Source organism: Lysinibacillus sp. COL-1, from assembly GCF_059814265.1.
Genome location: NZ_JCAWSJ010000002.1, coordinates 649,129 through 669,295 on the forward strand (window position 1 = coordinate 649,129; position 20,167 = coordinate 669,295).

General features: G+C 37.8%; 18 protein-coding genes and 3 riboswitches. Of the genes, 11 read left to right on the plus strand and 7 right to left on the minus strand.

Features of this window, described 5'->3' with window-relative positions:
• Positions 1 to 13 precede the first annotated feature (13 nt).
• Positions 14 to 1,222, minus strand: a complete 1,209-nt coding sequence (locus AC6BKE_RS03695; RefSeq protein ID WP_058845206.1) for a CynX/NimT family MFS transporter — start codon at positions 1,220 to 1,222, stop codon at positions 14 to 16.
• 176 nt (positions 1,223 to 1,398) lie between these two features.
• Positions 1,399 to 1,575: riboswitch (Lysine riboswitch) on the plus strand.
• Between the two features lie 82 nt (positions 1,576 to 1,657).
• Between AC6BKE_RS03695 and AC6BKE_RS03700 the strand changes: the two genes are divergently transcribed.
• The gene (locus AC6BKE_RS03700) at positions 1,658 to 3,121 is read left to right on the plus strand and encodes an amino acid permease (RefSeq protein WP_036122023.1); all 1,464 of its coding nucleotides are present in this window, start codon (positions 1,658 to 1,660) and stop codon (positions 3,119 to 3,121) included.
• A 242-nt stretch (positions 3,122 to 3,363) separates the two neighbouring features.
• Here AC6BKE_RS03700 and AC6BKE_RS03705 read toward each other — a convergent pair whose 3' ends face one another.
• A complete protein-coding gene (locus AC6BKE_RS03705; protein WP_089934921.1) occupies positions 3,364 to 4,629 on the minus strand; it encodes an Nramp family divalent metal transporter in 1,266 nt (421 codons plus the stop codon).
• 208 nt (positions 4,630 to 4,837) lie between these two features.
• On the opposite strand from AC6BKE_RS03705, the gene AC6BKE_RS03710 reads away from it, so the two are divergent.
• The 9 genes from AC6BKE_RS03710 (at position 4,838) to AC6BKE_RS03750 (ending at position 13,958) form a co-directional block, all read left to right on the plus strand.
• A complete protein-coding gene (locus AC6BKE_RS03710) occupies positions 4,838 to 5,533 on the plus strand; it encodes a response regulator transcription factor (RefSeq protein WP_499855851.1) in 696 nt (231 codons plus the stop codon).
• Positions 5,523 to 6,818: a sensor histidine kinase gene (locus tag AC6BKE_RS03715; RefSeq protein ID WP_499855852.1), complete on the plus strand. Its 1,296-nt coding sequence runs from the start codon at positions 5,523 to 5,525 to the stop codon at positions 6,816 to 6,818. The genes AC6BKE_RS03710 and AC6BKE_RS03715 overlap by 11 nt, the downstream gene beginning before the upstream one ends.
• On the plus strand, positions 6,815 to 7,486 hold the full coding sequence (locus AC6BKE_RS03720) for a PepSY domain-containing protein (RefSeq protein ID WP_499855854.1): 672 nt from the start codon (positions 6,815 to 6,817) through the stop codon (positions 7,484 to 7,486). Before AC6BKE_RS03715 ends, AC6BKE_RS03720 begins: the two co-directional genes overlap by 4 nt.
• Before the next feature lie 91 nt (positions 7,487 to 7,577).
• On the plus strand, positions 7,578 to 8,102 hold the full coding sequence (locus AC6BKE_RS03725; RefSeq protein WP_499855856.1) for a PepSY domain-containing protein: 525 nt from the start codon (positions 7,578 to 7,580) through the stop codon (positions 8,100 to 8,102).
• A gap of 192 nt (positions 8,103 to 8,294) precedes the next feature.
• A riboswitch (cyclic di-AMP (ydaO/yuaA leader) is annotated at positions 8,295 to 8,445 on the plus strand.
• A gap of 118 nt (positions 8,446 to 8,563) precedes the next feature.
• Positions 8,564 to 10,387: a potassium transporter KimA gene (gene kimA, locus AC6BKE_RS03730; protein WP_499855858.1), complete on the plus strand. Its 1,824-nt coding sequence runs from the start codon at positions 8,564 to 8,566 to the stop codon at positions 10,385 to 10,387.
• A gap of 164 nt (positions 10,388 to 10,551) precedes the next feature.
• A riboswitch (purine riboswitch) is annotated at positions 10,552 to 10,653 on the plus strand.
• Positions 10,654 to 10,787: 134 nt separating this feature from the next.
• Positions 10,788 to 11,372: a xanthine phosphoribosyltransferase gene (locus AC6BKE_RS03735; protein WP_101966985.1), complete on the plus strand. Its 585-nt coding sequence runs from the start codon at positions 10,788 to 10,790 to the stop codon at positions 11,370 to 11,372.
• Positions 11,372 to 12,670 (plus strand): nucleobase:cation symporter-2 family protein, encoded by a 1,299-nt coding sequence (locus AC6BKE_RS03740; protein WP_036121997.1) that lies wholly within the window; start codon positions 11,372 to 11,374, stop codon positions 12,668 to 12,670. The genes AC6BKE_RS03735 and AC6BKE_RS03740 overlap by 1 nt, the downstream gene beginning before the upstream one ends.
• 159 nt (positions 12,671 to 12,829) lie before the next feature.
• Positions 12,830 to 13,180 carry a VOC family protein gene (locus AC6BKE_RS03745; RefSeq protein ID WP_499855860.1) on the plus strand — a complete coding sequence of 117 codons (351 nt, stop codon included), beginning with the start codon at positions 12,830 to 12,832 and terminating at the stop codon, positions 13,178 to 13,180.
• Between the two features lie 256 nt (positions 13,181 to 13,436).
• Positions 13,437 to 13,958 carry a DUF2179 domain-containing protein gene (locus AC6BKE_RS03750; RefSeq protein ID WP_004227692.1) on the plus strand — a complete coding sequence of 174 codons (522 nt, stop codon included), beginning with the start codon at positions 13,437 to 13,439 and terminating at the stop codon, positions 13,956 to 13,958.
• Positions 13,959 to 14,007: 49 nt separating this feature from the next.
• Here the strand turns inward: AC6BKE_RS03750 and AC6BKE_RS03755 are convergent, their stop codons facing one another.
• Positions 14,008 to 15,297 carry a DUF2252 domain-containing protein gene (locus tag AC6BKE_RS03755; protein WP_499855862.1) on the minus strand — a complete coding sequence of 430 codons (1,290 nt, stop codon included), beginning with the start codon at positions 15,295 to 15,297 and terminating at the stop codon, positions 14,008 to 14,010.
• Positions 15,298 to 15,478: 181 nt separating this feature from the next.
• Here AC6BKE_RS03755 and AC6BKE_RS03760 point away from each other — a divergent pair, with 181 nt between their 5' ends.
• On the plus strand, positions 15,479 to 16,057 hold the full coding sequence (locus AC6BKE_RS03760; protein ID WP_141905908.1) for a YitT family protein: 579 nt from the start codon (positions 15,479 to 15,481) through the stop codon (positions 16,055 to 16,057).
• Positions 16,058 to 16,082: 25 nt separating this feature from the next.
• On the opposite strand, the gene AC6BKE_RS03765 is transcribed toward AC6BKE_RS03760, so the two are convergent.
• The 4 genes from AC6BKE_RS03765 to AC6BKE_RS03780 all read right to left on the minus strand — a co-directional run bounded on the left by AC6BKE_RS03765 (position 16,083) and on the right by AC6BKE_RS03780 (position 19,997).
• The gene (locus AC6BKE_RS03765) at positions 16,083 to 16,979 is read right to left on the minus strand and encodes a DMT family transporter (protein WP_036121988.1); all 897 of its coding nucleotides are present in this window, start codon (positions 16,977 to 16,979) and stop codon (positions 16,083 to 16,085) included.
• A gap of 103 nt (positions 16,980 to 17,082) precedes the next feature.
• The gene (locus AC6BKE_RS03770) at positions 17,083 to 18,243 is read right to left on the minus strand and encodes a PucR family transcriptional regulator (RefSeq protein ID WP_499855865.1); all 1,161 of its coding nucleotides are present in this window, start codon (positions 18,241 to 18,243) and stop codon (positions 17,083 to 17,085) included.
• Between the two features lie 160 nt (positions 18,244 to 18,403).
• Entirely contained in the window at positions 18,404 to 19,822 is a 1,419-nt protein-coding gene (locus AC6BKE_RS03775; RefSeq protein ID WP_036121982.1) for an amidase, read from the minus strand.
• A complete protein-coding gene (locus tag AC6BKE_RS03780; RefSeq protein ID WP_009373346.1) occupies positions 19,812 to 19,997 on the minus strand; it encodes a hypothetical protein in 186 nt (61 codons plus the stop codon). Before AC6BKE_RS03780 ends, AC6BKE_RS03775 begins: the two co-directional genes overlap by 11 nt.
• Positions 19,998 to 20,167: the final 170 nt, after the last annotated feature.

Here is a 20,167-nt window from a genome sequence, read left to right on the forward strand (position 1 = left end):
CATCTGCTTTATTTTAATGGACATATTCGTCTTTAGAAGCTCTCATTGAGCAAAAGAAAAGAATGGTCGCCACAGCTACAAAGAGCCAACCAGCAATATTCCAGCCACCAAATAAATCATGTAAGTAGCCAAAAAGAATAGGGCCAATGGCGGCAAATAAATAACCTAATGATTGTGCAAAGCCTGATAAATCTGCTGCCTCAAATGCCGTGCGTGTACGAAGTGTAAAGAACATCATCGCTAAGGCAAATGAAGAACCTCCTGCTAAACCTAAAAGAATCATCCACAGTACCCCAAGACTTGTCCACTCCATGACAACTCCAGTAAAGCCTATTAAATAGAAGAATGTAAACATCACTACAAGAGGTCTTTGAGAAGCCATTTTACTTGCAATGATAGGCACAGCCAATGCCATTGGTACTTGTGAAAATTGCATGATAGAAAACATCCAACCAGCTTTGTCAGGAGCCAATCCCTGGGCGATGTAGATTTCGGGAATCCAAGCAGCAGTCGTATAAAATAATAAAGACTGTAATCCCATTGCACCTGTGACAGCCCAAGTAACAGGTGACTTCCATAAGGGTGTACTCGTCATTTTAGAGGTAGTGGCTGGCTCAGGTTTATTTGATTTCAATTGAGGTATCCAAATTAAAATCGTTACGACCACTAGTACAAGTGCAATGGACAGCGCTCCTTGCCAGCCAAATGATGAATTGGCTATAGGATAGCTAATACCTGCGCCAAGCCCAGCCGTTAAGTTCATCGACATAGTGAAAAATGCCATTAATAAACCAACATGGTATGGAAATTTTAATTTTAATAATCCTGGAATCAGCACATTTCCAAATGATATGGCTATGCCGATGAGTACAGTACCAAATACAAGTAACCCCGTTGTACCAAGGGAACGTAGAACAATCCCCAAGGCTAATAAAATAGTGGATAAAAATAGTGTTAGCTCAAGCCCTAGTTTGCGTGCTACAACGGGCGCAAATGGTGAGATGGTAGCAAAAGCGAGCAATGGAATCGTTGTTAGAAAGCCTGCAAGTACATTAGAAATACCAAGATCGTCACGGATAAATGATATAATAGGGCCAACAACAGTTAGTGGCATTCTTAATGTAGAGGCTATAAAGATAACTCCGAAGACTAAAAGTAAGGTTGTTCCCCTCCAGCTAATTTTTTTACTCGGAAAACTAGCGGAATGATCATTTGTAGTCAAAATAAATCCCCCTGTTCGTAACCGTTCTAATTGAACTACTATAACACTTTAACAAACTAATAAAAATAGTAGAAGATTCACAAAATACAGAACATTTATTGTTATATTGAAATGTCAAAGGTCTTATGCTAATATAATAAGCATCATAAATTTAATAATTATATGCCTCATGTTTGTATTGAGGTAGAGGTCGCGATATTTATAAGTATGCTAATGGAAATGACAAGCATTGATGAGATTAGCTGAAAGGGAATATTGCCGAAGTGTGAGGGGACTTGAAAACCTCATGCTGGGGCTGTCTCCGAAAGGAACAGAACTGTCACGTTTGCACAACGTGTTGAGCTATCATTTAGGAAAAACTGAGGATTAACTTAGCCATCACAGTGTATATGTGATGGCATTTTTTTGCCTCGTAAATAGGAAGGAAGCTATATCGTGAGTGAAATAAAAGTAAATCAGCTCGGACATAAAGCGCCAAAGCTGAAAAAAGAATTGAAAAGCCGTCATATCACAATGATTTCTTTAGGCGGTACAATTGGTACGGGACTATTTTTAGCCAGTGGTGGTGCCATTGCACAAGCTGGACCTGGTGGTGCATTGCTTGCCTACGCCCTAATCGGTATTATGGTGTACTTTTTAATGACAAGCTTAGGGGAAATGGCTGCCTATATGCCATCATCCGGTTCATTTAGTACGTATGCAACAAAATTTGTAGATCCAGCACTAGGCTTTGCATTAGGCTGGAACTATTGGTATAACTGGGCAATCACTATTGCAGCAGAAATTGCGGCAGTATCCTTAATTATGAAATATTGGTTCCCTGATAGTTCATCAGCCCTTTGGACAGTATTATTTATTGCTGTTGTACTGTCATTTAATTTACTTTCTGTAAAGAGCTATGGAGAAAGTGAATATTGGTTTGCGATGATTAAAGTAGTGACAGTCATTGTTTTTATTATTATCAGTTTATTAATGATTTTTGGTATTTTAGGTGGACAGGCACCTGTAGGCTTTACTAATTTCTTTATTAGTGATGGACCATTTCACGGTGGCTTCCTAGCTACATTTGGAATTTTCCTAGCAGCCGGATTTTCATTCCAAGGAACAGAGTTACTTGGGATTACAGCAGGTGAAACAGACGATCCAGGAAAAAATATTCCAAAGGCTGTTAAATCCGTATTCTGGCGTATTCTTTTGTTTTATATTTTAGCAATTGGTGCAATCGGAATGTTGATTCCATTTACAGATGAACGCTTATTATCAGAAGATATCGCAGTATCACCGTTTACATTAGTGTTTGACCGCTTAGGTATTGCCTTTGCAGCTTCGTTAATGAATGCCATTATTTTAACGGCTATGCTGTCAGCTGGAAATTCAGGGCTTTATGCATCATCACGTATGCTATGGCAATTAGCAGTGGATGGACATGCGCCTAAGTTCTTCACAAAGCTAAGTCGTCGAGGAATACCAATTTATGCGTTGATGGCAACATTAGCTGTAGGTTGCTTAGCTTTTTTAGCGTCTTTCTTTGGTGATGGCGTTGTTTATATTTGGCTGTTAAACGCCTCTGGTATGTCTGGTTTTATTGCATGGCTCGGCATTGCCTTTAGTCATTATCGCTTCCGTCGTGCATTTGAGGCACAGGGCCTAGATCCAAAGCTATTACCTTATAGAGCAAAATTGTACCCGTTTGGACCACTATTTGCCTTTACTGTTTGTATGATTGTGGTCATTGGGCAAAATTACACGGCCTTTACGGGAGACCAAATTGATTGGTATGGGATATTAGTTTCTTATGTTGGAATCCCACTATTTTTACTGTTATGGTTTGGCTACAAAATCAAGCACAAAACAAAAATGCTTTCACTTCAAGAATGTGATTTAAAAGTGGAAGATTAAATAGTAGGGCTGTTCTGTAAACTAATGAATGATTGGTTTATGGGACAGCTTTTTATGTCTTAATCGTCGTTAAAAATATCAAAAAATAATATCATATATAGAGTAATATTAGTATTTACTAACTAGCCATTCGAAAGTCGATGTCTAATCAAATAAAAAACAGGTACCCATTCTTGAACTGCCCCGTAATAGTTAGAAATCAAACTTTTACGGGGCAGTTCATCTCGAGTACCTGATTTTTATTATCCAAATATTGTTTCCCACAGTAAGTAAATATTCAATGTCACAACGATAATAACAACAAACCAACCTAAAAACGTTGTAATACGGTGATTGACTAAACTGCCCATGATGTTTCGTTTGCTTGTAAACATAACAAGAGGGACAAGAGCAAATGCAATACCGAAAGATAAAACAACCTGACTTAGAACGAGCGCATAGGTTGCATTCACGCCTGAAGCAATAATGACTAGAGGCGGCACCATAGTAATCGCTCTACGTAAATAAAGTGGTATTTTTCTTTGAATGAATCCTTGCATGACTACATCACCTGCTAACGTCCCGACAGAGGAGCTAGCTAGCCCGGCAATAAGTAAACCAAGACCAAATGAAATAGCAGCCATGGGGCCGAGCGCATCTTTTAAGCCATTGTAGGCAACATCTAAATCTTCTACAACCACGCCTTGTGTGTGGAAGACTGCTGCAGCAATGATCAGCATGCTCATATTAATCGCTCCGGCAATAATCATAGCGATGATAATATCGATAAATTCAAAACGGAAAATACGTTTTTTTTCATTTTCATTCCGACCAACAATACGATTTTGCGTTAACGATGAATGTAAGTAAATAGCATGAGGCATGACAGTTGCTCCTAAAATACCTGTTGCTAATAATAGTGAATCTACACCTTCAAACTGTGGCGTGAACATGCCAATCGCTACATCGCCCCATTCTGGCTGTGCTAAAAATGTTTGGAAGGCAAATGCTAAGACAACAATTAACACCATGCCCGAAATACCGGCTTCAAAGGCTCTAAATCCTCTTCTTTGAAGTTCTAAAATAGCAAATGAACCAACTGCCGTAATTAATGCTGCGGGCAGCATAGGGATATTGAAGAGCAAGTAAAGCCCTAATGCTGCACCAATAAATTCAGCGAGATCTGTAGCAATGATGACCAATTCAGCCTGTATCCATAAAAAGATGGATGTTTTTTTAGAAAAATGCTCGCGTGCTACTTCAGGCAAGTTTTTACCTGTCGCAATTCCAAGCTTGGCAGATAAGGATTGAATTAACACGGCCATTAAATTAGAAAAGGCTATAACCCAAAGTAGCAGGTAGCCATATTGAGAGCCTGCTGTAATATTTGTAGCAAAATTACCAGGATCGATATAGGCGACGGCTGCAATAAATGCAGGTCCTAAAAATGGTAAAAAGCGTCGCCAACCTTTTATATCTCCATCTAAAACCGCCTCGGCAGACGATTTTGTGACTCGTTTGTAAACCATATTGTTCCCTCGTTTCAAAAAGTATCATTAACGAAATAAAGTTTCCTATAGGAAAATAAGATATTAGTATTCTAACGCTAGGAATCAAAAAAGTGAAGTGGTTTGCTTTAAGTTTCTATAAGTATGTGCCATTCTCATCATTTTCTAATTAGACTTTCACCACCAGCATCGTTTACGATGAAAAGAAAAGATGAAGGACGGATTCGACATGACCAATCGAATTTTAATTATAGAAGATGAAGAAAATATTGCGAGAGTGCTACAGCTTGAGCTTCGATTTGAAGGCTTTGAGGCGGAAATGGCTCATACAGGGACAGATGGTTTGCTTCGTTACCGTGAACAGCCATGGGATTTGATCCTACTTGATGTCATGCTGCCAGAGATGAGTGGCATTGATGTGCTAAAGCGGATTCGTGCAACGGAATCCCAGACACCTGTTATTATGCTTACTGCCAAAAGTGAGGTGGAGGATAAAGTAAAAGGATTGGATTTAGGAGCCAATGATTATGTGACAAAGCCGTTTGAAATTGAAGAATTGCTGGCGCGTATTCGCAATGCTTTACGATTTTCACAAAAGGCTAGTCCAAAACAAGTTGCCCTTGCATTTGGACATTTATCGATAAACGAGCAAACAAGAGAGGTCGTATATTTTAATAAAGATATTCAACTGACACCTCGTGAATATGATTTATTGTTCTATTTACTAAAGCATCCTAAACAAGTACTGACTAGGGAACAGCTACTAGAGGCTGTATGGGGCTATGACTATTATGGGGATACAAATGTTGTGGATGTCTATATTCGCTATGTACGACAAAAGCTTGAAGCTGCTAATGCAACGCCTATTATCCAAACAGTTCGTGGAGTTGGCTATGTGTTGAAGGAACATCGTGATGAGACTTAAAACAAAAATTCATCTACTTACAACATTGCTGATGCTAGTAATATTAGTGGCCACAAACAGTGGAATTTATTTATTGTATGAGAAATCTGCCTATGATACGGAATATCATCAGCTTCAAACACGTGCCAATGATTTAAGCTCTACATTCAGTCAGTTAAATGCTCAAACTAACCTACAGCAAGTATTAAGAGCCTATATGCCGACAGATGGTGCCGTCTACATTTATGATGGAGAACGTTTAAAAACAAAGGTTCAGGCTACCCTTGACATGCCAGAAGGCCCTTCCATTACCTATACAATGCCTGCTATTTGGATAGACGGAACGGTTGTGGATATCACATTACAGCAATCCATGGAAGAAGTAGAACGGACATTAAGTTTGCTAAAGGTTATATTGATTATTGTATCTGTTATTGCAACGATTCCTATTTTCTTAGCAAGCCTAGTACTTGGGCGACTTATTTTATTACCGCTAGAACGTTTAAATGAGACTATGCGAAAAAGTGCATCGACAGGAAAATATGAAAAAATGGATATACCAGTAAAAGGTGGGGATGAGTTAACAAACATTAACCGTACTTTTAATATGATGATGGAAAAGCTTGAACAGCATTATCGAAAGCAAGAAGAATTTGTATCGAATGCTTCCCATGAATTGAAGACACCCATTACGGTTATTGAAAGCTATGCAAAATTACTGCTCAGAAGAGGTTTTGACAATCGGGAAGTTGCACAGGAATCATTACTAGCTATTGCCAATGAATCATCACGCATGCATGAAATGGTGCTGCAATTGCTAGAACTAGCTAAAAATAATGAGCATCTGGACATTCATTTTGAACAGCTAGAGCTCGCGCCGTTCTTGAATAAAGTGGCTTCCCAAATGCAGCATGCGTATCATCGAGCATTTATAGTTGATGTGAAGAAGCCAAGTTTTGTTTATAGTGATGAAAAAATATTAAAGCAACTACTCTTTATTTTGCTGGATAACGCTAGGAAATATAGTGAGGATGAAGTGCATATTCTCGCAACAGAAACAGCTAATCATGTATGCATTACCATCCAAGATTTTGGTATTGGTATTCCAGCGGAGCATATTCCACATTTGTTTGAGCGATTTTATCGTGTAACAGGAGATCGTAACCGTAAGACAGGTGGTTCTGGGCTAGGACTTGCCATAGCGCATGGGCTTGCAGAACAATTGGGGATAATGATGGATGTAAAAAGTACAATTGGAGAAGGGTCAAGCTTTACCTTATGTATACCAAAGGAGGGACAACAATGAGAAAGTGGCTGTTGATGATTGTTGTGATTGTCCTTCTCGGTAGCGGAACGTTTTGGTTTATTCAAACGCGTTATTTTCAAGTCGGGCCTCTTAGCGAAGCGGAGGCCATTCGCCATGTTGAAACAATCTATAAAGGTCATGTTACTCAGGTGAAGAAACAAGGAAAAACCTATGAAATGCTCTTTACGCGAGATCATATCAAGTATGGAGCTGTGCTCGATGCTACGACACAACAGGTGACTGATTTAAAAATAAAAGAAGGACAAAGTAAATTACTGTTAACAGAAAAGCAAATCAGGCAGATGGTTAAACAGGAATATGGAGATGTAGAAAGTGTTATGTTAACAGATTCCATTTATACAGTGCGAGTTAAAAAAGATAGCAAGCAAAAAGAAATCACACTTGATGGCTATTCCGGTGAAGTATTATCGGAGAAAATGGTGGAGCCACAAGAACAATCTGTAGAAGGGCCTATTATTACTGAGCAGCAAGCCGTTCAAATAGCACTGGAGCAATTGAAGGGAGAGGTGGATTCAGTCGATTTTGAAGAAACCTCAGAGGGTGGTTACTATTTAGTTGAAATTGAAACACAGGATGACGAAGCCACTTTTCAAATTCATGCCGTTTCAGGAAAGGTTCTGTCTGTTACATGGGATGACGAACAATAAATCACTTCTCATGAAATTCTAATGTTCCTCTTATAGTTCTATCATCTTCGCTTGCTAAGCTAAGAATAGATAAAACAAAGGAGAGATGAATATGAAAAAAATAATTATGATTCCAGCATTGGTAGTTACTCTTGGGGTTGGAGCAGCAATTGGCTCGACAACTTTATTATCAGGAAATGCGCAAGAAAATAAGGTATTAACAATGCAGCAGATTGAGAAGAAAGCATTAGCAATAGTTGATGGGACTATTGCGGATATCGAATTTGATCAAAATCAATTCCGCTCTATTTACGAAGTAGAGGTGCATACCGAGACAGCGGAATATGATTTAAAATTTGATGCTTATACGGGAAAATTACTGAAGCAGAAAAAAGAGCGTCGAGATGACGATGATTGGGATAATTACATTTCTGTTAGCACGCCAACAGCGAAAATTATTACAAAAGAACAGGCTATCGAAACAGCCTTAACGAAAGCAAAAGGTACCGTGACAAAGATTAAGCTGGATGATGGCTTATATGAAATAGAATTGAAAGATGGTCAGTATGAATATGAAGTAGATGTGGATGCAATGACAGGGAACATTGTTGATTTTGAACAAGATATAGAAGACTAAAAGAGCGAGCTGTCTTAAAAGTAGAGCATACTTTTAAGACAGTTTTTTGTTGTAGCGAGAGTATTGGCAGCAATGACGAGTATTAACATATGCTCGAAAAAAGTCTATGTTTTTCACTCGTGAAAATGAAAAATTTTCTTCTTTACTTTTTCAATCAGCAGGCGTAATATGACATCATTATAAAAGTTTCAAATTTCTAAATCGCTGAAGCAACTAAACGCGGGGGAACCAATTTTGATGTATGGCATAAGCCATTCTTGGGGTGAATCTCTTCCATTTGGAGGGGTAGGGCTACTCAGGCCCGAATCCGACAGCTAACCTCGTAAGCGTTAAGAGCAGAAAAGTGGAGCTTGGCAGACGGATGAACGTCTACAAGTCTTATTTAGTGATGACTTGTAGACGTTTTTTGATGTTATTTAGAGAGGCGAAACACATTCTATGAAACTAGAAGGTGTTTATCAATGAAATCCTCATTCAAACGTTATGTAATCGGCAAACCATTAAGATCCGATGAGTTAGGGGAACAAAAGCTTAGTAAAGCAAAGGCATTGGCAATCTTATCGTCCGATGCTTTATCTTCAGTAGCCTATGGACCAGAACAAATTTTAATTGTTCTTATGACAGTGGGCACACTTGCCCTTTGGTATTCTTTACCGATTGCCGCTGGAGTGGTCGTTCTGCTTGTGGCACTGATTTTATCTTATCGTCAGGTTATTTTTGCTTATCCACATGGTGGTGGCGCTTATGTAGTATCGCGAGAAAATTTAGGAGTGAATGCAGGTCTTGTAGCTGGAGGCTCTTTGCTTGTTGATTATATTTTAACAGTAGCAGTTAGTGTTTCAGCAGGTACAGATGCTATTACATCGGCATTTCCAAGCCTTCATCCATACAATGTACCCATTGCTATCGTTTTTGTGATTTTCTTAACAATTTTAAACCTACGAGGTGTAACAGAGTCAGCCTCTATCTTGGCATACCCAGTCTATCTATTTGTAGGCGTTATGCTCTTGTTAATTGGGATTGGGCTCTATCAGGTTGTAACTGGTCAGGTGCCAGCAGAGTTGCATCCAAAGGTTGGTACACCAGTGGCAGGGATTAGCTTATTTATTTTATTAAAGGCATTTGCATCAGGTAGCTCAGCGTTAACCGGGGTAGAAGCTATTTCTAACGCCATACCTAATTTTAGAAATCCTGCTCCTAATAATGCAGCTAAAACACTTTTAGCAATGGGCGCTATTTTAGCTGTTTTATTTATTGGTATTGTAAGCCTAGCTTATTTTTATGGGGTTGCCCCAACAGCAGAAGCAACAGTAGTTTCCCAACTAGCAGAAGCTAGTGTTGGTCGAAATCTCTTTTATTATATTGTGCAAGGTATAACAGCAATGATTTTAGTACTTGCCGCAAACACAGGGTATTCAGCCTTTCCATTGCTTGCTGTGAATTTATCGAAGGATGGTTTTATCCCAAGAATATTCCAAATTCGTGGAGATCGTCTTGGTTATTCAAATGGCATCATGATGCTAGGTGTTGCGGCCATTGTCTTAATTATTCTTTTTGATGGAGCCACAGAGCATTTAATTCCGCTATATGCAGTTGGGGTATTTATTCCGTTTACATTAGCGCAAACGGGAATGATGCGAAAATGGTGGCGCGAAAAACCTAAAGGTTGGGTAGCAAAATTTTCTATCAATACAATTGGAGCAGCGATCTCTTTCATTGTAGCTATGATGTTCTTTGTGACAAAAATGCCCCAAGTATGGCCAGTGTTCGTCTTTTTACCAATCATTATTTTTGTATTTCATCGGATTAAGCACCATTATCAAGCCGTTGGAGAACAATTGAGATTGAATCAGGAGGAGCTGACTACTATTGAGGGAAATGTGTTCATTGTGCCAGTCGCTGGTATAACAAAGGTAGTTGAAAACTCTCTTCATTATGCTAAATCGCTTAAGGTGGATAAAGTGATCGCCTTTTATGTAGCTTTCGATCAAGCAGAAGCAAAAGCTTTTGAAGAGAAGTGGAACGCATGGCAACCTGATGTACGGTTAGTGACTTACTATTCACCATATCGTAGCATTACACAGCCATTGATGAAATTTATTGATAAAGTAGAGCACCATTGTACTAAAACAAATCATAAAGTGACGGTTGTGATTCCTCAATTTCTACCGAAAAAAGGGTGGCATCATATGCTACACAACCAATCGAGTCTACTCATTCGTACGACACTGTTGTTTCACAGAAATGTCGTCATTATGACAGTCCCTTTTCATTTATCAAAATAATGCTAGCAAGCTAGAAAATAGTCTGTTATAATCAGTACGTTGATTGAAAACACGAACGTTTGCAATTGAAAAGTTGCGAAATACCATTAAATTCCGAAAAATCAAACTTTATTTCGTAAAAGTTATAGGTTCTTGCCGAATAAAGTGATAAATTGGATATTCTGATAGTTTCATACAAATCCACTCATATAATAGCGAGAATAGGGCTCGCAAGTTTCTACCGATTTACCGTAAATAAATCGACTATGGGTAGCAATGCTTTTAGAGAACTTCAATTATAATGATGTTTTCTATTCGTTTCGACGTTTTTACGCTGAATGCTTTGCTCCACTCGTAGCTGAATGGAAACAAGGTATTTAGCGTTTTTTATTACTCTGAAAGAAAGAAGGATATAAAAGAAATGAAGTTATTACAAGACAAAATTATGCAAGAGGGTAAAGTATTATCTTCATCCGTATTAAAAGTTGATTCATTTTTAAACCATCAAATTGATCCAATGTTAATGAAGGAAATTGGTCATGAATTCGCAAACCGTTTCTCTGATCAAGTGATTACAAAGATTTTAACAATAGAATCTTCAGGTATTGCACCATCTGTTATGTTAGGGTTAGAAATTGGCGCGCCTGTCGTGTTTGCTCGTAAACGCAAATCGTTAACACTTTCAGATAACCTTTATTCATCAAAGGTACATTCGTTTACAAAAAATGAAACAAATGAGATCTCTGTATCACGTAATTTCTTAAATGAGGACGATAATATTTTAATTGTTGATGATTTCTTAGCAAATGGTGAAGCTGTCAAAGGCTTACTAGATATTGCTGCACAAGCTGGTGCGCATGTTGTGGGTGTGGGCATCGTTATTGAAAAGGGCTTCCAAGATGGTGGAAAATTATTGCGTGAGCAGGGAGTTCGCGTTGAGTCATTAGCGATTGTAGACTCTCTTGAAGATGGCAATGTAACATTTGCTACGGAGGCTCGCTCGTAATGAATACCTTTAAATCAACTGCGCTAGCGATTCAACATTTACTTGCGATGTATGCTGGAGCCATTTTAGTGCCACTGATTATTGGTGGAGCAATTGGCTTTGATTCAACACAAATGACGTATTTAGTAGCAATTGATATTATGATGTGCGGGATTGCAACACTTTTACAGGTATATTCAGGTAAATTCATCGGGATTGGCTTACCTGTAGTACTTGGCTGTACATTCACAGCAGTAAGTCCAATTATTGCGATCGGCACAAATCCAGAGCAAGGTATCACAGATATTTATGGTTCTATTATTGCCTCTGGTGTAATTGTAATGATTATTGCGGGCTTCTTCGGCAAGCTTGTGAAATTCTTCCCTCCAGTAGTAACTGGATCCGTTGTTTCGATTATCGGTATTTCTTTATTACCAGTAGCTTTAAACAATATGGCAGGTGGACAAGGTGCTGAGGATTTTGCTTCTGCTTCTAATGTGGCATTAGCGTTTATTACATTAATTATTATTTTAATCGTGTATCGTTTTTCTACAGGTTTTGTTCGTGCGATTTCTATTCTGATTGGATTAGTAGTAGGTACCGTTTTAGGTGCATTCATGGACAAAGTGGATTTCACGCCAGTAGCGGATGCTAATGTATTTCACATGGTACAACCTTTCTACTTTGGCATGCCAACATTTGATGTAACGGCAATTATCACCATGACACTTGTAGCAATGGTATCTTTAGTAGAGTCATCTGGTGTCTATTTTGCACTAAGTGATATTTGTAATAAAAAATTAGATTCAAAGGATTTAGCTCGCGGCTATCGTTCAGAAGGTCTAGCTTCAGTAATCGGTGGTATTTTCAATGCCTTCCCTTACACAACATTCTCACAAAACGTGGGACTAACACGTATGTCAGGCGTTAAGGACCGTAAAGTCATTTATATCACAGGTGGTTTACTAGTAGCACTTGGCTTCCTACCAAAAATCGCAGCATTAACAACGATTATTCCAACGTCTGTACTAGGTGCGGCGATGCTTGCGATGTTCGGTATGGTGATTACCCAAGGTATGGGTATGCTTGTACCAGTTATGAACGAATCAGCGGAAAATGCAATGATTGCTGCTATTGCAGTAAGCTTAGGGGTTGGTGTATCAGTGGTTCCTGGTATTTTTGATGCACTACCAGAAAAAGTCTCTATTTTAACATCTAACGGTATCGTCTGTGGTTCTGTCACAGCGATTATCCTTAATATTTTATTCAATATGATTGGGCCGAAGCATAAGCAAGACCCGATGCATGGTGAAGTATAAAGAATCCTAAAAGTTATCTATTTTTGACTAGTCGTTTAGTTGAAAGTAGGTGACTTTTTTTGTGTGAAAAGTAGATATGAACAGAGAAATAGAAGGAATTCACTCTCAAAACTAGAATTTAGAATGAATGACTAATAATAGGATAGGAAGGGATTATTTATGAATATAAAGGGCTTTGGAGGGATCTTTTGGAGAACTAAAAATCTTGAGGAAATCAAAAAATGGTACAGTAAAGTCTTGAACATTGAAATTGAAAATTGGAATGGTACTATTATTAAGCCACAATCAGACAATGAAACGGTCTTCTCTTTCTTTTCTGAAAGTGATAGCTATTTTCCAACAGAACAACAAGTAATGTTAAACTTTCAAGTGGAAAATCTAGATGATAGCATCAAGCATTTAGAAAAAATGGGTATTCCCTTTGTAATGGACAAGACGATGAATGAATTTGGACAATTCATTTGGATTGAAGATCCTGAAGGAAGACGTATAGAGCTTTGGGAAAAGTAATATAACATTGATCAATGAAAAACCAATTTCCATGCCTAAGCTTACGATTAATAGCAGCATCATTATGTTATTCCTCAACTCTTTTAGATAATATCATATAACAGTGTAGGTGTAAAATTACACTTTTTTTGTTATGTTCGATGTTTAATATCGGGTTATAAGGGGAATTTAAAAATGAGGATGGTTTTTAATAGAATGTAATTCTCTCTTTCAACATACACTTATATATAACTACTCTGAGAAAGGTCTAGTACAAATGCAAAGTATCGTTTTAATATTAATTCTTCAATTAGTTTATGTACCTTTTTTAACATTACGAACAATATTTTTGGTAAAGAATATTACATTCCTTGCAGCGATATTTGGTATGCTGGAAATGCTAGTGTATGTATTTGGCCTTTCACTCGTTTTTAGTGGGAAGCAAAGTATGTTATCTATGGTTGTCTATGCAGTTGGATTTGGATTAGGTATATTTTTAGGAGCAAAAATAGAACGTAAGCTAGCAATAGGCTATGTTTATACAACCATTAATACGCAAAATAAGAATGAAGAGCTTGTAAAATTTCTTCGTAACGAAGGGTTTGCAGTCACGATTTATATTGGAGAAGGGCGAGATAGTAATCGCTATAAATATGAAATCTTAACGAAGAGAAATCGTGAAGGGGAGCTCTTTCAAATTGTAGAGCAGTTCGAGCCGAATGCCTTTATTATCTCATATGAGCCTAAATCATTTAAGGGCGGCTTTTTGCTTGCTCGTATGAAGGCTAAGCAAAAATAATTTAATAAGGAAGGACCTCTGCTAAATGCCGAGGTCCTTTTTTAGGATGTTAATCAAATTTTGTTTCTACCCAGTCTTTAAATAAGCTAAAGTCTGTGTAGACAATTTCCTTGTAGCTCATGGCTTGTAAAATTGTATGCTCTATAAATACATCACGCTCTTTGCCGATCGCTTTTAAAATCTCCTCCTCACTGTGATAGGTAAAAACATGAGAATAATCGATATCAGCTCGTGCATGTATTTTAGCAGCAATTTTCCCCATAAGTGATGTTGTAGTAAAGTAATCCTCTACATCCTTATAGTTTTTAGGCTTAATCTTCTTTTTATAAGGAGAACGTTCACGAATATAAAATTCCTGTCCATTCATCGTGATAAAGGCTAAATGTGGGTCCTCTAAATGGTGCATAGCTTTTTGAGTTCCGACTACACGTGCTCCCTGATGCTCATAATGAGCCCAAAATAGTTCCTGATAAGGGAGGAAGTAGGCAGGAATTGCTGTGCGTACCTCTTTCATTTCTAACACTAAATCCTCGACTCCTGACGCACCTTTTTCGTCTTCCACTAAAATATAGTAACGTTTTAAACCGATGGAAGCTGTACCAGAGCCATACTTATAAGCTATGTCCCTAATTTTATATGTAGAAAGTGCGTTTGAAATGGCGCTGTATTCTTCACTAGTAACCGGTTGAATTTCTTCATTCCATAAGAAGGCACGCTGACCATCCTCATTTACATACGAAATATCCTGTAAAAAATGAGATCGCTGGCGTTTATCAAGCTTTTTCAATAATCTCTTTGCTGGTCCCTTTGTATTGTCCTTTGTGAACATCAGTGTTAAAGGATCATCCTGTTTACGCTGGAATCGTTTTAGCTGATCTATGTAGCTACGGAGAAAATACTGAATAGCCGTTTCCTGAGTTGTCTTATATAAGCCTTGTTCTTCTAAATAGAGCGCAATACTGACGCTCATGCGAATAATATCGTATAAATAAGAGCCGACATAGCCCTCATCGAAATCATTAACGTCAAAAACAATCTCGCCTGCCTCATTTTGAAAAGCACCGAAGTTATCCATATGCATGTCACCTTGAATCCAAGTTGGCTTTCTATCAGGAGTATGGAAGATTGAGGCAGATTTTGTCATATCAAAATAAAATAGATAGGCACTTCCGCGGAAAAAGCGGAATGGGCTTTCTAGCATTTTACGGTATTTTTCCAAGCGCTGTCCCTCTGTTAAACTCATTCGTTGAACATCAAATTCTTCAAAGATTGTTTCTAATTGTTCTTGTCTTAAAAAAGTTCTAGTATGTTTAACTTGTTCCAATAAAGCATGCTCCATACAATAATCCCCTTTGTTAAATCAAAATTTACCTGTATATACGAAAAATAATTGAATAGGTTTCGAAGAAATTTAGCAAATGTTCTCGATAAAAATGGTTATACATCTAAGGGTATTTCATAACATGTTCGATAACCTATTTTCATACTATAAGACATGCTTAATCACGGAGGGGGGTTATATGTATTTCTTTACAAAAGGTCTTGTCATTATAGTAGGAAGTATTTCATTGTCGTTAGGAATTAATTTATTTTTAACGCCATATGAAATTTTAGATGGGGGAGTAGTAGGGTTAGCGCTTATATTACATTATCTATATAAGCTCAAAATCGGTTTAATGATCATTATTATTAGTATTCCTATTTTTATTATTGCTTGGTTTAAATATAGAGCCTATTTTTACAATAGTATACATGGCTTAATAGCATCTTCCGTAATTATTGATTTGCTAAAGCCTGTGCGAAATCTTGTCCAAATGGATGCGCTTTACAGTGCAATTTTTGGAGGTATACTTGTTGGCTTCGGCATTGGTCTGATGCTGCGTTTTCAGACAAGCACAGGGGGGACAGACTTAATCGCTCAATTTATCTGTGACAAGACAGGTATCAATGTTGGAATATTAATATTTTTTATTGATTCCATTGTTATTGTTATAGGAGGCTTCCTACTATCCACATCGACCTTCCTATTATCCATTATTACCGTATTGGTAGTAGGCATTACGACAAGTGTTATTACTAGTCGAGTATCAGGTACGTAAAAATAGTCCCAGTATAAAACTGAAACTATTTTGGCGTCTGATTATCAAGTGTTTTCATTAGCTTCTTTTTAGGGTGTGCTGGTTTGATCTCTGCAATGAGTATAGCCAGTAAAATAAGTATTGCACCTACGACCATGCGACTTGTTAAGATTTCATGTAAAAAGATGACGGATAACACCATACCGAAAAAGGATTCAGTCGATAGGATAATCGCAGCTTTAGTAGCAGTTGTATATTGATTGGCTACATTTTGGAAGAGGTAAGCAATTGTTGTAGAAAAAATACCTAGGTAAATAATCGAATAGATTGCTTCTTTTTCGAGTGATGTCGGGATATCCCCTTGGCTAATGACGACTAGAACACCTATAAAGGATGCCGTGAGAAATTGAATAATGGTAAGAGCAATGGCATCTTCTTTTTGAACAAAAAGATTAGTATAAAAGATATCAAAGGCAAAAGCAACGGCACATGCTAGAGAAAGTGCATCCCCAACATTCATTGTTAATGAGCCTTGTAGTGATAAAAAGCCGATTCCTGCGATCGCAATTAGAGAACCAATGATTTCATAGCCGTCAATGCGGCGTTTATAAACCGCATAGGCTATTAAAGGAACAATAATAACATTCACTGCGGTTAAAAAGGCATTTTTAGACGGTGTTGTATATTGGAGTCCAACGGTTTGAAGGGCGAATGCTATATACAGAATTGTACCTAATAAAGCTCCCTTCCAAATAACAGATTTCGAAGCTTTTTTTAATCGAGAACCAAATAAAACCAATAATATAATGGAAGCTAATAAAAATCTACCAGCCATCACTTGATAAGCTGTTAAATATTCTAAGGCAATAGCCGTTATAACAAATCCACTACCCCACACGATTGCAGTAATCAATAGCATGCCATCAGCTATGTAAGTTTTCATGTTTTCTTCCTCCTGACTTCAATAGAATAGCATAGGAGTGAGGAAAAGAATTTGATTTTATTTCTAAATATTCAGGCGTTTTTTTGTACTTATTCCAAAGCGATTACTCAAAACCTACCTTGCTATGTAATAAGTACAATTTAACGGCTGCAGCTAAGTGTTCATAAAAAACATAATCATTATCTGTCGGTGCTACTAAATGACGTATTTTAGCCATACGATAGCGAATTGTATTAGGATGACAAAATTGTGCTACGGCAACTTCCTTAATATTTCCTTTTTTTACGATATAGGTTATGGCAGTTTCCATTAAATCGGGATCAGCCTTATCATCAAGTAAAGGAGCTAAAAAAGAAGTAACATAATCCATCGCAAATATAGGATCTTTACGATACAACTCAATTAATAAACGATCCGATGCGAGATGCTTATAATGAAGGCTAGGCAGCATGTCAATCTCAGCTAATATACTAGCAAAGAAGGCTTCGCGTAAAGCAATAGGGAAGCCAGTTTGAGTATCGTAGCTACTACTATAGCCAAAAGTGATCTTTTCCGTTGGGATGGCATATAATGCTAACCATTCATGTAACACCTTGTCAAATTGAAACAGCTGGGATGGATGTGTCATGATGATAAAAAGGCTCTGCTTATAGGAACAAATCAGACCTGATTTAAGTAGTGGCTCTAACGAAAAAATAGCTTGCATCCAGTTATGGTGAGATGTGTCACTTGCTCGTAAAGTTGCTACAAATACATATTTTTCAAAGGGTCTATTGAGCTGCTGTAAAATGGATTTGATTTGCTCTTGTGTAATATCTTCCTCCATTAATCTCCGTAAGATCGTTTCTAAAAAGAATGAATAATCCTGTGTTTTAGCGTAGGCCATTGTTTCTAAAATAATCTTCTCAAAAAACTCATCTCCACCAAATCTTAAAATAGGAAAATCTTGTTCCTCTGCATAAGTCAAAACCTCTTCAGGTAAATCTCTGAAAATAACAGGCTTATAAGCTAAGGCACTCGCCCCGAGCTCCACTAGATTTTTTACTGCATTTAATAAATACTCAGGCTTTTGTTTGGCAAATAATAAACTACTTAATACAACGCTGTTGGGCGTGAAAATTGTATCTCGCACATGGTGTATGTCTGGTGAAAATTCAAAGTCTAAAATCTCTACATTTTGAACAGCTTTATGCAAACCGTTGTGGCCAGCGACAACGGTGAAATTCTTTGTAATGGGTAATTGTAAAAAGTTTTCTACATTCATAAACGGACCATTGCCTTTCTTGTAGTAAGGTACTAACTTCTATTATAAATTTACTTGTTCATAAAAAACCATTTGTATTCATGCAAATGGATATCCACCACAAAAAAATCTGCTCATTCAGCGGTAAACCGTGAAGTGAGCAGATTTCAGTACTTATCGTTTAAATGTTAGCAAAAATATTTGGCTTTCTATTTCTCAGTGGATTCGTTTGCTCAACGGCATACCCTACATTTAAAATGCGTCCTTCTTTAAAGGCAGGGCCAATAATTTGTAGCCCTATTGGTAAATTCCCTTTAAAGCCACAAGGAACGGAAAGGGCAGGTAAGCCTGTTAAGTTGCTAGGGCCTGTAAAGCGAATAATATTATCAATTAAATCCACTTTTTGACCATTTAACTCTGCGAAATCATCACCAATTGTATTAGCCACAACAGGTAGAGTAGGGGTAATAAGCACATCTACCTTATTAAAAATCTCTGTAAACTCCTGTTTGATTTGACGACGTACCTGTTGTGCCTGTAAGTAATCGACAGCAGAAGGCAATTCACCGAGCTCAAAGAGTAGGCGTATATCGTCACCAAAATCTTGTGGTCTCTCTTGTAAATCGGAATGGTGTATAGCTGCCGCCTCCGAAAGGGACGTCACAAGCTCTGCCCATTCTGCATATTGTAATGAAGGAATTCGCACTACTTCCACTTTCGCACCTTGATCTACTAAGTTTTGAATACTTGCTCGAACAGCTTTTTCAATATCAGCATCCACATTTTTAAAGAAGTATTCTTCATTGATACCAATCACTAAATCCTTGATATTGCCAGAAAGCTGCTGCACGTAGTTGTCTGTTGGAACGTCAATGCAAGTAGGGTCTCGATGATCAAAGCCAGAAATGACTTCAAGCAAGCCTGCTGCATCCTTTACTGTCTTTGTCATTGGGCCAATATGGTCTAAACTCCAAGCGAGTGGGTAACAGCCATATTTACTTACACGACCGTGTGTAGGTTTTAAACCAACAATGCCACAAGCAGAGGATGGAATTCGAATGGAACCAGCTGTATCCGTTCCTAATGAAGCAACACTGGCCCCTGCTGCAACAGCCGCCCCAGAGCCGCCGCTAGAACCGCCAGGGATTTTATCTAAATCCCATGGGTTGCGAACAGGTCCGTAATGAGGATTGTTATTGGTAATTCCCCAAGCATATTCATGCATGCTTAGTTTTCCAGTGAAAATTACACCAGCGTCACGAAGTTTTTCAACCACTGTCGCATCATAATCAGAAACGAAGTCCTTATGAATTTTTGAGGACATCGTTGTTATCTTATCTTTGAAATACAAGTTATCTTTTAAGGCCATCGGAATCCCATGATACATGCCTTTATAGTGGCCTTGGAGAATTTCCTGTTCCACTTCTTTTGCCTTTGCTAAAGCTTCTTCCCTGTAAAAGGCCATATAGGAATTAATTTTAGGCTGACTTTCCTCAGCAAAATCTAAAATCGCCTTCGTTAATTCCACGGGAGATAGTGTCTTCGATGCAAGTAAGGGTGCCAACTCTTCAACGGATTTTAAATGTAAATCAGTTGTCAATATGATCACCTCCAGGAATACTACGTACCGCGATATCTGCATCATCAATCGCAATACCTTCTAAATTGCTACGAAGTGACTGCATGCCCTCCCAGCGTGTTTTTAATAGTTCAAGGTGTTCAGGTTTCGGTGTAATTCCTTTGTTCTCCAATAATTGTTGAATAGACAAGCTCATTAACAGGATCCTCCCTTGAATAATTTTTATATCTAAATAGGTTTCCCCATTAAGATCGATAGGGTAAAAACGCAAAATATTATAATAGGTAATATAAACCTATTATTACAATCATACACTAACAATAATTTATATCAAATAAATTATTTGTAATATATTTAATATTATGA